Origin of the sequence: Pseudomonas mediterranea CFBP 5447 (assembly GCF_000774145.1) — a bacterium.
GTDB classification, from domain to species: Bacteria; Pseudomonadota; Gammaproteobacteria; order Pseudomonadales; family Pseudomonadaceae; genus Aquipseudomonas; species Aquipseudomonas mediterranea.
Map to the genome: position 1 here is coordinate 205,692 of NZ_KN322986.1, position 11,794 is coordinate 217,485.

Here is an 11,794-nt window from a genome sequence, read left to right on the forward strand (position 1 = left end):
ACGTGGCGTGCGGAGCTGTTCAGTGGTGACTCAAGCTTGATTTTCAATGTTTGCAGACCGCTATCGCGAGCAGGCTCGTTCCCACAGGGGAAATGAGGACTTCTGTGGGAGCGAGCCTGCTCGCGATGGGTGCATCGCCCATCTCACTCGTTGGCGATGTCATCCTTGAACTGATCCTTGACGTACTTGATCTCGGTCCGCCCATGGGGCGCGGGCAGACCGTCCTCGCCAAGATTGACGAAGACCATTTTTTCCACGGTCAGGATGCTCTTGCGGGTGATCTTGTTGCGCACTTCACAGGTCAGGGTGATGGAAGTGCGGCCAAATTCAGTGGCGGTAATCCCCAGTTCGATGATGTCGCCCTGGCGCGAGGCGCTGACGAAGTTGATTTCCGAGATGTATTTGGTCACCACGCGCTGGTTGCCCAATTGGACAATGGCGTAGATCGCCGCTTCCTCGTCGATCCAGCGCAGCAGGCTGCCACCGAACAGCGTGCCGTTGGGGTTGAGGTCTTCGGGCTTGACCCATTTGCGGGTGTGGAAATTCATGATCACTCCTGAGCGTCTTGCCGATGGATGGCTGCATCATGGCAGACCGGGCAGGCAGGCTCTACGTCGCCGGTTCAATAACGGTCATCGGCATTTTTGATTTGCCGACAGAAACCCTTTGGAAGATCCGATTAGCCCGCTATAATCGCCCTCGCTTCAACCGGTCCACGCTTTGGACCGTTCCCGCCACCTGTCCGAGGGGCGCTGCAGCAGGCAAGACCTGTCAGGCTCGGATGGGGCGTTGTTCGCTCGGTACTCCCGCACGGACACTAAACGCACAACGGCGCCCATTCGCATACATTACGAATGGAGGCTCTTCATGAGCGCTGTTATCACGCCTGCAGATTTTACCGATTACAAAGTCGCCGATATGTCCCTGGCCGCCTGGGGCCGCCGCGAGATCATCATCGCCGAATCCGAAATGCCGGCCCTGATGGGTCTGCGTCGCAAGTACGCCGGTGAACAACCGCTCAAGGGCGCGAAGATCCTCGGCTGCATCCACATGACCATCCAGACCGCCGTACTGATCGAAACCCTGGTCGCCCTGGGTGCCGAAGTGCGCTGGTCGTCCTGCAACATCTTCTCGACCCAGGACCAGGCCGCTGCCGCCATTGCCGCTGCCGGTATCCCGGTGTTCGCCTGGAAAGGCGAGACCGAGCAGGAATACGAGTGGTGCCTGGAGCAGACCATCCTCAAGGATGGTCAGCCGTGGGACACCAACATGATCCTCGACGACGGCGGCGACCTGACCGAATTGCTGCACAAGAAATACCCGGCCGTCCTGGACAAGGTTCACGGCGTGACCGAAGAAACCACCACCGGCGTGCACCGCCTGCTGGACATGCTGGCCAAGGGCGAACTGAAGATCCCGGCCATCAACGTCAACGACTCGGTGACCAAGAGCAAGAACGACAACAAGTACGGCTGCCGTCACAGCCTCAACGACGCCATCAAGCGTGGTACCGACCACCTGTTGTCGGGCAAGCAGGCGCTGGTGATCGGCTACGGTGACGTGGGCAAGGGCTCGGCCCAGTCCCTGCGCCAGGAAGGCATGATCGTCAAGGTGTCCGAAGTCGACCCGATCTGCGCCATGCAAGCCTGCATGGACGGTTTCGAACTGGTCTCGCCGTTCATCGACGGGATCAACGACGGCACCGAAGCCAGCATCGACAAGGCCTTGCTGGGCAAGATCGACCTGATCGTGACCACCACCGGCAACGTCAATGTCTGCGACGCGAACATGCTCAAGGCCCTGAAGAAGCGCGCCGTGGTGTGCAACATCGGTCACTTCGACAATGAAATCGACACCGCTTTCATGCGCAAGAACTGGGCATGGGAAGAAGTGAAGCCGCAGGTTCACAAGGTTCACCGCACCGGCACCGGCAGCTTCGACCCGCAGAACGACGACTACCTGATCCTGCTGGCCGAAGGCCGCCTGGTTAACCTGGGCAACGCCACCGGTCACCCAAGCCGGATCATGGACGGTTCGTTCGCCAACCAGGTCCTGGCCCAGATCTTCCTGTTCGGCCAGAAGTACGCCGATCTGTCGCCGGCCCAGAAAGCCGAGCGCCTGACCGTGGAAGTACTGCCGAAGAAACTCGACGAAGAAGTGGCCCTGGAAATGGTCCGCGGTTTCGGCGGCGTGGTCACCAAGCTGACCAAGCAACAGGCTGACTACATCGGCGTGACCGTCGAAGGCCCGTTCAAGCCGCACGCTTACCGGTACTGACAGCAGCCGCAAGCTTTGAGCTTCAAGCTGCAAGTAAAAGCAGTTTATTTACTTGCGGGTTGAAGCTTGGGGCTTACTTCTTCATCGCTATTACGCAGCCGCGAGCTGCAAGCTTAAAGCACAAGAATTCGGCACAGCGCCCTTTTCTAGCTTGCAGCTTGCAGCTTGAAGCTGGGAGCTCCGACCATGTCCCAAGACCGTCGCTACAGCTTCGAGTTCTTCCCGACGAAGACCGATGCTGGACATGAAAAACTGATTGCCACTGCCCGCCAGTTGGCGAGCCATAACCCTGACTTCTTTTCCTGCACCTATGGCGCCGGCGGTTCGACCCGTGACCGTACGCTGAACACCGTTTTGCAGCTGGAAAGCGAAGTCAAAATCCCGGCCGCCCCGCACCTGTCCTGCGTAGGCGACAGCAAGGACGACTTGCGTACCCTGCTGGCCCGGTATAAGGCCGCGGGCATCCAGCGTATCGTTGCCCTGCGCGGTGACCTGCCCTCGGGCATGGGCATGGCCAGCGGCGAGTTGCGCCACGCCAACGACTTGGTGAGCTTCATTCGTGAAGAAACCGGCGAGCACTTTCACATCGAAGTCGCCGCTTATCCGGAAATGCACCCCCAGGCGCGTAACTTCGAAGACGATCTGCGCAATTTCGTCAACAAGGCCAACTCCGGCGCCAACAGTGCGATCACCCAGTACTTCTTCAACGCCGACAGTTATTTCTACTTCGTCGAACGCGTGCGCAAGATGGGTGTGGACATTCCTGTCGTGCCGGGAATCATGCCGATCACCAACTACAGCAAGCTGGCGCGTTTCTCCGACGCCTGCGGTGCGGAAATACCCCGGTGGATCCGCAAACAGCTGGAGGCCTACGGCGACGACACGTCCAGCATCCAACGTTTCGGCGAGGACGTGGTCACACAAATGTGTGAGCGCTTGCTGCAGGGCGGGGCACCAGGACTGCACTTCTATACCCTGAACCAAGCCGAACCCAGTCTGGCGGTATGGAATAATCTCCAACTGCCGCGCTAGCGATACAAAAAAGGCCTTGGCAAAACCAAGGCCTTTTTATTGTCCGATGATCGCCGGCACCCATCGACCAGCCTGCTGGCCTCCCGCACAAGCGAGGGCAAACAAACCTTGTGCTAGAGCGCTCTGGCTATTTGATCCGTAGTCGTCGTAACCTCAGGCCATGCCCGTCATCGCCCAATTACTGACCGCCCTTCTTCTCCTGTGCCTGAGCCTCGCCGCCCGGGCCGAAAAGTTGCGTATCGTCACCGAACCCTGGGCGCCCTACGTCTTCGAGGAGAACGGCAAGATCCTCGGGCTGGACTACGAAACCACGGCCATCGTGTTCAAGCGCCTGGGCATTGATGTCGAATGGCAGCTACTGCCATGGAAACGTTGCCTGGCGATGCTGGAGCAAGGGCTGGCGGATGGGGCACTGGACATTTTCCATAGCGACGAACGCGACTCCATGCTGCTCTACCCCAGCGAGCCATTGTCGGAGGTGGAGTTCGTGATGTTCCATGCCAACGCCAGGCCCCATCCATTTCGCACGCTCGCGGACCTGAGCGGCCTGACCGTCGGCACATCGCCCGGTTATCTCTATAACCAGGCGTTTCGCGAGTCGAGCCTGTTCAAGCGTGAAGCGGCACCCACCCATGAAGCCAACTTCGGCAAGTTGCAGCTGGGCCGTATCGATCTGCTCATCACCGATCGCCGGGTGGGCCGGCATCTGCTCAAGCAGATGCAACTGGGCGATCAGATCAGCGAAAACCCTACTGTCGTCAGCCGTCAGAGCCAATACCTGGCCCTGCGGCGCAAGGCCGGGATGGACTTGCTGGTGCAGCGCTTCAGCGCCGAACTCAAGCGCTTCAAGCGCGAACCGGCCTATGCCGAGCTGAGCGCACGCTACGGCGCCGCGCCCGTCGATGGGAGGTTGAAATAAACCGTTGAGCAGCAGGAAAGCGGCGCACGGCGTTTGCTCTGTTATACTCGCGCCTTCCCGCCAGGCTCACGCCCGGACGCCCGGTCTTGCAAAAGGCATCCCGACACCGCTACAGCGCAGCTTCCAGCCAGCGCGAGCCCTGTCCGGAGCTGTCTTCCAGACCCGGCAGGACCGGACGGGATGACGTCTTTTTGAACGTCATTCGCGCCAGGCAAGATTATCCCATTGGGCCAGGCCCTCACTAAAACAGGATTACTCATGTCCTTTGCTTCCCTCGGTCTCTCCGAGGCTTTAGTCGGCGCCATCGAAGCCGCCGGCTACACCGAGCCTACCCCGGTGCAACAGCGGGCCATTCCCGCCGTGTTGCAAGGTCGCGATCTGATGGTCGCCGCACAGACAGGTACTGGTAAAACCGGCGGTTTCGCCCTCCCGATCCTGGAGCGGCTGTTCCCCAACGGTCACCCGGACAAATCCCAGCGTCACGGCCCGCGGCAGCCGCGCGTACTGGTCCTGACCCCGACCCGGGAACTGGCAGCCCAGGTCCACGAGAGCTTCAAGGTCTACGCCCGCGACCTGAAATTCGTCAGTGCCTGCATTTTCGGCGGTGTCGGCATGAACCCCCAGGTCCAGGCCATGGCGCGCGGCGTCGACGTGCTGGTGGCCTGCCCCGGCCGCCTGCTGGATCTGGCCGGCCAGGGCAGCGTCGATCTGTCCCACGTTGAAATCCTCGTGCTGGACGAAGCCGACCGCATGCTCGACATGGGCTTTGTCCATGACGTGAAGAAAGTCCTCGCCCGCCTGCCCGCCAAGCGTCAGAACCTGCTGTTTTCGGCAACGTTCTCCAAAGACATCACCGACCTGGCCGGTAAGCTGCTGCACAACCCGGAACGCATCGAAGTCACGCCGCCGAACACCACGGTCGAACGCATCGAACAGCGCGTATTCCGCCTGCCGGCCAGCCATAAGCGCAGCCTGCTGGCGCACCTGATCACCACCGGCGCCTGGGAACAGGTCCTGGTGTTCACCCGCACCAAGCACGGCGCCAACCGCCTGGCCGAATACCTCGACAAGCATGGCCTGCCCGCCGTGGCGATCCACGGCAACAAGAGCCAGAACGCCCGCACCAAGGCCTTGGCCGATTTCAAGGCCGGCGAAGTACGGATCCTGGTTGCCACCGACATCGCCGCCCGCGGCCTGGATATCGACCAACTGCCCCACGTGGTCAACTTCGAGCTGCCGAACGTCGATGAAGACTACGTGCACCGTATCGGCCGTACCGGCCGGGCCGGTCGTTCGGGCGAAGCGATCTCGCTGGTCGCACCGGACGAAGAAAAGCTGCTCAAGAGCATCGAGCGCATGACCCGGCAGAAGATTCCCGATGGCGATCTGATGGGCTTCGATGCCAGCACCATCGAGGCCGAGAAGCCTGAGGTGCGCGAGCGTCCGGACGTGCGCAATCCGCGCAATCCACGCGGCCCACGGGGTGACGGCCCGAATGGCGGCGGTGGCGGCCGTAAGGACAAGGGCAAGGACAAAGGCAAGGAAAAACCGGCCGGCAGCAATCGCGGTGAACGCCCAGCGCGCGAGCAAAAGCCTCGCGAAAGCACGCCAGCCCCTCGTGCCGCGGCTGATCGCGCTCCGGACGAATTCCTGGACGACGATATCGATAACTTCGGTAACCGCGTCGACTACGTGCCGCAGCAGAAACCGGCTCAGGGTCGTGGTCGCCGTCCGGGTGCTCCGGGACAGGGTGCTGGCGCAGGTGCTCCACGCGGCGGCCAGCCACAGGGTCGCCAGAACGGTCCGCGCAACAGCAACGGTTCGTCCACCGGCACCCCGCCCGCCAAGCGCAACGGCCCGCGCAACGGCGGTCCTCGCGACGGTCAGGCCCGCCGCGAAGACGCCCGCCGGCGCCCGGCCCGCGATGACCAGGCACGCCAGGAACCCGCGGTGCAGAACCCTCGCGGCAACCAGCCGAAAATCATGCACAAGGAGTCCAAGCTCGATCGTTTCCCGACGCCCGAGCAGCTGGACCAACTGCCAAGCCGTCCACGGGGTGAAAAACCTGCGTTGCTGACTCGCAATCGCTGAGTTTTTCCAGACCGTAGAAAAAGCCCCTGATCTCACGATCAGGGGCTTTTTCATGGGCGCCACAATTCCCCTGTGGGAGCGAGCCTGCTCGCGATAGCAATCCAACTTTGACGACTATGTTGACTGACACACCGTTATCGCGAGCAGGCTCGCTCCCACAGGAAAGCTCAGTGAAGGGGTCCGGAGCAATAAAAAACGCCCCGGATCGCAGGATCGGGGGCGTTTTTTTGTCAGGCGCGAATATTACTTCGCCTTGACGCCTTCAAACGAAACGTACAGCTCAACCAAGTCGGACGATGGACCCAGGTCTTTTTGCTTGCCGAAGTCGGAACGCTTGATGCTGGTGGTGCCTTCGAAACCGGCACGGTAGCCGCCCCATGGATCCTTGCCTTCGCCCAGGAAGGTAGCCTTGACCACCACAGGCTTGGTCACGCCCAGCAGGGTCAGGTCGCCGGTAACATCGGCAGTTTCCTTGCCATCGGCGTTTTTGCCTGTGGATTTGACGCTGGTGGAAACAAAGGTGGCCTTGGCGAACTTGCCCGCGTTGAGGAAGTCAGGGCTGGCGATGTGCTTGTCACGTTCGGCGTGGTTGGTGAACACGCTGGCGGTGTTGACGTTGAACTCAACCTTGCTGGCTTCAGGCTTGGCGGCATCGAAGCTGAACTTGCCGTCGATATCCTTGAAGGTACCAGTGATATAGCTATAGCCCAGATGGCTGATCTTGAAGTCGACGAAGGCGTGCTGGCCTTCCTTGTCGACCACATAGTCGACAGCCATGGCCTGGCCGGCCGACAACAGTGCAGAACCGATTGCCAGGGCGGCGAGCGTCTTTTTCAACATGCTTTCTATTCCTTTGGAGTCGAGGTTGAACATCAGGCTTGGCGCCCCAGCATTCGCTTGAGGGTCGCGTCACGGTCGATAAAGTGGTGTTTCAGTGCTGCCAGGGCATGAAGGCCGGAAAAGATGACCAACGCCCATGCCAGGTACAGGTGGATCTGGCCGGCGACGTCTGCCTGGTCGGGCAGTCCAGACACCAGCGCGGGTACTTCAAACAAACCGAACACCGGGATCCCGACACCGTCTGCGGTGGAAATCAGGTAACCGGCAAACATCACGGCAAACAACCCGAGATACAAGGCACCATGACCGAGCTTCGCACCGATACGGGTCATGCGCCCATAGGTATCCAGGGTCGCTGGCGGTGGGCTGACAAAACGCCAGACCACCCGCAGCAGCATCACCGCCAGCAGCACCAGGCCAATGCTCTTGTGCAGGTCCGGCGCGTCTTTGCGCCAGGTGCTGTAGTAATCCAGTCCGACCATCCACAGCCCCAGCGCGAACAACCCGTACACCACCAGCGCGACGCCCCAGTGCATGACGATGCTGACCCAGCCGTAGCGAGAAGAAGAGTTGCGTAGCTGCATTGCTCATATCCTGTAAAAACTGCGACCAAGACTAGCGAGTTATCTATCGATTTAAAGCGGAAATTTTCGCTTTGAAATATCGAGAAATACGATCATCAGTCTGGGTTGGGTGGGTTAAGGAAAGATTAAAGCGAATGGAAAGTGTCATGGCGGGTAAAACAGGTCTTTCGGTAGCCAACGCGAGCGGGCCCTGCTCTCCTCTGGGCCGTGTCGCCCGGACTCTCGATCCGCTCAGAACATCAATTGACCGAGCATTCAGGCTTATAGGGGTCTATCTCGCATCTGTAGGCTAATTGAGGGTCTCGCTTTGGAATCATTTTTGCCTTTGCGATGAATTCATCAGATACGCAACCAGCAAGCGCCGCCAGGATTATTACGATTGTTGTTACTTTCATGTTCAGTGCTCCGGTTTTCTACGCAGCCTAAAACCTGCGATCCGGACCACCCCATCATTCCCTTCCGATTCCCCTGTGGGAAGTATCTGATATACCCAATACCTGAACATCGAGCTTGATAGCAGGCAAAAAAAAGCGCGACCCTTGGGCCGCGCTTTTTTACGCCTGAACGTTACTGAGCCGGGGTCTCAGTGGTTGTCGCCGGTTTGGCCGCCGGCTTCTTCGCCGGTTCAGCCTTTTTCGCTGGCGCCTTGGCCGGGGCTTTTTTTGCCGCGGGTTTGGCGGCCGGCTTCTTCGGCGCGGCTTTGGTCGTGGCCTTTTTGGTCGGCTCGGCTTTTACCGGCGCGGCAGGCTTCGGCGCTTCCACCGGCGCTGGGGCCGGGGTTGGCGCAGGGGTCGGGGCTGGCGCAGGGGCCGGTGCTGGCGGAGCTACCGGCTCAGGGGCCTTGACCGGCTCTGGCTTCTTCTCGTCATCCGAACCGCCGAACAGGTTGGTGAAGAAGTTGCCTTTCTTCGCCGCCACCGCACCCGCAGCCGCCGCTGTCGCGGCCGGTGCGACCTTGGCCGGCTCGAACGACTTGCCCGCCGCCAGGTCCTGCACCTGACTGGCCGCGCGCTGGCCGCTGCGCAACGCGCCCTCCAAGGTGCCGGGGTACAGGGCATCGGTGTGTTCACCGGCAAAGGCTACGCGCTGCAATGGTTTTTCCCACAGACGCCAGTACTTGCTGATCTGGCCCGGACCGAAGGCCAGGTACGAACCGCCCGTGGACGGGTCGGTGCTGTAGCGGCGGATTTCGTAACCGGTGAAGGCACCACGGGCCTGTGGATAGAACGCGTGCAGGCGGATCAGCACCTGGTCGACCATCTGCTTGTCGCCAAAAGCCTGCATCACCCGGGCACTGTCGCCCGAGAGGTTGATGATCACATTGGCACCGCCCTTCACGGCCGGCTCGATCCACATCATGCCCAGGCCGGCGTTGCTGAAGATTTCACCCGACATGCGCGCCTTGCTGTCCCAGACCGGGGTCTTGAACTTGAGCATGATCTGGTCGCGCCAGCCGTAGTTGGTGCCCTTGATCGCACCAAGGTGCTGGGCGTCCAGGGCCGGGGTCAGCTGGATCTTGTTCAGGGCGCGCAGCGGTACGGCGAGCACCACGTAATCGGCCTGGTAACCGACGCTGCCGACCTTGACGGTCACGCCGTCCTTGTCCTGGGAAATGGCTGACACCGGAGAATCGGTCTTGATGGTTTTCAGTTGTTTGAGGAAGGCCTGGGCCAGCGCCTGGCTGCCGCCGAGCAAACGCGAAGCCCGCAGGTCGCGGTCGGATACGCCGCGATTGACCCGGTTCTGCTGTGCGAAATACAGCAGCGACAGGCGCGACGGTTCGTCGTAACGGGTACGGATCTCCTGATTCACCAATTGCCGTGCAGTGGCCGGCAGTTGCAAGCGATCGAGCCAGGCGGACACGGTCATCTGGTCCAATGCATGCAACGTGCTGGTGGCCGTCGGATTCAGCGGGTCTTCGATGGAGCGTGCCAGCTCGTCCAGGGTGGTTTCGTAGCGCTTGATGGCTTCGGCAGTGGCAGGCTGTTTCGTGGCCAGGTCAGCGGCGGTGAAATAGGTGCCGTCGATCAGATAGCTGGGGGTGCGCACGAACTCGGGGGCCGGGGTGGTGCCCAGCTTGAACGTCGAGACATATTTGTTCAGCACCGGCTGGGTCTTTTCGTTGCCGATCCACTCACTGGTAGCCATGCCCGAACGACCGCCCACGCTGGGTTTGGCTTCCAGCAGGGTCACCGCCCAACCTTTGTTCTGCAACTCATAGGCCGCCGTGAGCCCCGCCAGGCCGCCACCGATGACGATAGCCGTCGGTTGCTTGTCCTTCGCCAGCGCCGTAACGCTGAAAAGCCCTATCACCACCAGCGCACACGCGCGCAGCCAACCAGCAGACATTCAACGAACTCCGGAATAAAACAGGAAAAATTTCAGGTTTCGAGCCAGCCGGCTCAGAGAACGGCGAAGAATACGCCAGCCATCAAAACGCCGCCAGCGACGTCTATCGCCTCGCTCAGAGCAGCAGGAACGACACAATGGGTTGTTCGCAGGGCCGTCATTGCATAGGCTTGCCCGATTGTTTGGCCCGCACCCGCCGCGAGCCGCCTCGAGGAGACTGTAAATGGGCCTGAATAACCAGTGGATGCAACGCGACCTCGCGGTGCTGTGGCATCCCTGCACCCAGATGAAAGACCACGAACAACTGCCGCTGATCCCCATCAAGCGCGGTGAAGGCGTGTGGCTGGAGGACTTCGAAGGCAAGCGCTACCTCGACGCCGTCAGCTCCTGGTGGGTCAACGTCTTCGGCCATGCCAACCCGCGCATCAACCAGCGGATCAAGGACCAGGTCGACCAGTTGGAGCATGTGATCCTCGCCGGTTTCAGCCACCAACCGGTGATCGAGCTGTCCGAGCGCCTGGTGAGGATGACGCCGGAAGGCCTGACCCGGTGCTTCTATGCCGATAACGGCTCGTCCTGCATCGAAGTGGCGATGAAGATGAGCTTCCATTACTGGGTCAATCGCGGCCGTCCCGACAAGAAGCGCTTCGTCACCCTGAGCAACAGCTACCACGGCGAAACCATTGCGGCGATGTCGGTGGGCGACGTGCCGCTGTTCACCGAGACCTACAAGGCGTTACTACTGGACACCCTCAAGGTGCCGAGCCCCGACTGCTACCACCGCCCCGAAGGCGTGAGCTGGGAAGAGCATTCACGCACGATGTTCGCGGCCATGGAACAGACCCTCGCCGAGCACCACGCCACGGTGGCGGCGGTGATCGTCGAGCCGCTGATCCAGGGCGCCGGCGGCATGCGCATGTATCACCCGGTGTACCTGAAACTGCTGCGCGAAGCCTGCGACCGCTATGGCGTGCACCTGATCCATGACGAAATCGCCGTCGGCTTCGGCCGCACCGGGACGATGTTCGCCTGCGAGCAGGCCGGTATCACGCCGGACTTCCTCTGCTTGTCCAAGGCCCTGACCGGCGGTTACCTGCCGCTGGCGGCGTGCCTGACCACCGACGACGTCTACAGCGCGTTCTACGACGATTACCCCACCCTGCGTGCCTTCCTGCACTCCCACAGCTACACCGGTAACCCGCTGGCCTGCGCGGCGGCTCTAGCGACACTGGATATCTTCGAAGAAGACCACGTCATCGACAACAACAAGGCCCTGGCCCAGCGCATGGCGAGCGCCACCGCACACCTGGCCGATCACCCGAACGTGGCCGAAGTGCGCCAGACCGGCATGGTGTTGGCCATCGAGATGGTCAAGGACAAGGCGAGCAAGACCGCCTACCCCTGGCAGGAGCGGCGCGGCCTGAGTGTGTTCCAGCATGCCCTGGAGCGCGGTGCGTTATTGCGGCCGCTGGGCAGCGTGGTGTATTTCCTGCCGCCGTATGTCATCACCCCGGAGCAGATCGACTTCCTGGCACAAGTGGCCAGCGAAGGCATCGACATTGCCACTCGCGATACGATCAGCGTGGCGGTACCGAAGGACTTTCACCCGGGTTACCGCGATCCGGGCTGAGCCTGAGCCACCGCCATCGCGGGCAAGCCTTGCTCCCACAGAGAAATGCGAACCCACTGTGGGAGCAAGGCT

The 11,794-nt window shown here is 61.1% G+C and carries 9 protein-coding genes and 1 riboswitch; of the genes, 5 read left to right on the forward strand and 4 right to left on the reverse strand.

All coding sequences use genetic code 11. From position 1 onward, the window contains the following. Positions 1-143: 143 nt before the first annotated feature. Complete coding sequence (locus N005_RS17760; RefSeq protein ID WP_047702411.1) at positions 144-548, reverse strand: acyl-CoA thioesterase; 405 nt, start codon at positions 546-548, stop codon at positions 144-146. A 190-nt stretch (positions 549-738) separates the two neighbouring features. After that, a riboswitch (S-adenosyl-L-homocysteine riboswitch) is annotated at positions 739-844 on the forward strand. A 23-nt stretch (positions 845-867) separates the two neighbouring features. On the opposite strand from N005_RS17760, the gene ahcY reads away from it, so the two are divergent. The 4 genes from ahcY (at position 868) to rhlE2 (ending at position 6,319) form a co-directional block, all read left to right on the forward strand. Next, the gene (gene ahcY / locus N005_RS17765; RefSeq protein WP_024778853.1) at positions 868-2,277 is read left to right on the forward strand and encodes an adenosylhomocysteinase; all 1,410 of its coding nucleotides are present in this window, start codon (positions 868-870) and stop codon (positions 2,275-2,277) included. 186 nt (positions 2,278-2,463) lie between these two features. Next, positions 2,464-3,309: a methylenetetrahydrofolate reductase [NAD(P)H] gene (gene metF, locus N005_RS17770; RefSeq protein WP_047702412.1), complete on the forward strand. Its 846-nt coding sequence runs from the start codon at positions 2,464-2,466 to the stop codon at positions 3,307-3,309. A 160-nt stretch (positions 3,310-3,469) separates the two neighbouring features. Next, positions 3,470-4,228, forward strand: coding sequence for a substrate-binding periplasmic protein (locus N005_RS17775; RefSeq protein ID WP_047702413.1), 759 nt, complete (start codon positions 3,470-3,472; stop codon positions 4,226-4,228). A 258-nt stretch (positions 4,229-4,486) separates the two neighbouring features. Further along, entirely contained in the window at positions 4,487-6,319 is a 1,833-nt protein-coding gene (rhlE2, locus tag N005_RS17780; protein ID WP_047702414.1) for an RNA helicase RhlE2, read from the forward strand. Positions 6,320-6,562: 243 nt separating this feature from the next. Here rhlE2 and N005_RS17785 read toward each other — a convergent pair whose 3' ends face one another. The 3 genes from N005_RS17785 to N005_RS17795 all read right to left on the reverse strand — a co-directional run bounded on the left by N005_RS17785 (position 6,563) and on the right by N005_RS17795 (position 10,092). After that, positions 6,563-7,159 carry a YceI family protein gene (locus N005_RS17785; protein WP_047702415.1) on the reverse strand — a complete coding sequence of 199 codons (597 nt, stop codon included), beginning with the start codon at positions 7,157-7,159 and terminating at the stop codon, positions 6,563-6,565. Between the two features lie 32 nt (positions 7,160-7,191). Beyond that, entirely contained in the window at positions 7,192-7,743 is a 552-nt protein-coding gene (locus N005_RS17790; RefSeq protein ID WP_047702416.1) for a cytochrome b, read from the reverse strand. Positions 7,744-8,310: 567 nt separating this feature from the next. Beyond that, entirely contained in the window at positions 8,311-10,092 is a 1,782-nt protein-coding gene (locus N005_RS17795; RefSeq protein ID WP_047702417.1) for a flavin monoamine oxidase family protein, read from the reverse strand. A 223-nt stretch (positions 10,093-10,315) separates the two neighbouring features. Here N005_RS17795 and N005_RS17800 point away from each other — a divergent pair, with 223 nt between their 5' ends. Continuing rightward, positions 10,316-11,722: an adenosylmethionine--8-amino-7-oxononanoate transaminase gene (locus tag N005_RS17800; protein ID WP_047702418.1), complete on the forward strand. Its 1,407-nt coding sequence runs from the start codon at positions 10,316-10,318 to the stop codon at positions 11,720-11,722. The last annotated feature ends 72 nt before the right edge of the window (positions 11,723-11,794 follow it).

Excerpts from the sequence above, each read along its gene's own strand:
- N005_RS17760 (WP_047702411.1), bottom strand. The coding sequence starts at position 548 with ATGAATTTCCACACCCGCAAATGGGTCAAGCCCGAAGACCTCAACCCC.
- ahcY (WP_024778853.1), top strand. The coding sequence starts at position 868 with ATGAGCGCTGTTATCACGCCTGCAGATTTTACCGATTACAAAGTCGCC.
- metF (WP_047702412.1), top strand. The coding sequence starts at position 2,464 with ATGTCCCAAGACCGTCGCTACAGCTTCGAGTTCTTCCCGACGAAGACC.
- N005_RS17775 (WP_047702413.1), top strand. The coding sequence starts at position 3,470 with ATGCCCGTCATCGCCCAATTACTGACCGCCCTTCTTCTCCTGTGCCTG.
- rhlE2 (WP_047702414.1), top strand. The coding sequence starts at position 4,487 with ATGTCCTTTGCTTCCCTCGGTCTCTCCGAGGCTTTAGTCGGCGCCATC.
- N005_RS17785 (WP_047702415.1), bottom strand. The coding sequence starts at position 7,159 with ATGTTGAAAAAGACGCTCGCCGCCCTGGCAATCGGTTCTGCACTGTTG.
- N005_RS17790 (WP_047702416.1), bottom strand. The coding sequence starts at position 7,743 with ATGCAGCTACGCAACTCTTCTTCTCGCTACGGCTGGGTCAGCATCGTC.
- N005_RS17795 (WP_047702417.1), bottom strand. The coding sequence starts at position 10,092 with ATGTCTGCTGGTTGGCTGCGCGCGTGTGCGCTGGTGGTGATAGGGCTT.
- N005_RS17800 (WP_047702418.1), top strand. The coding sequence starts at position 10,316 with ATGGGCCTGAATAACCAGTGGATGCAACGCGACCTCGCGGTGCTGTGG.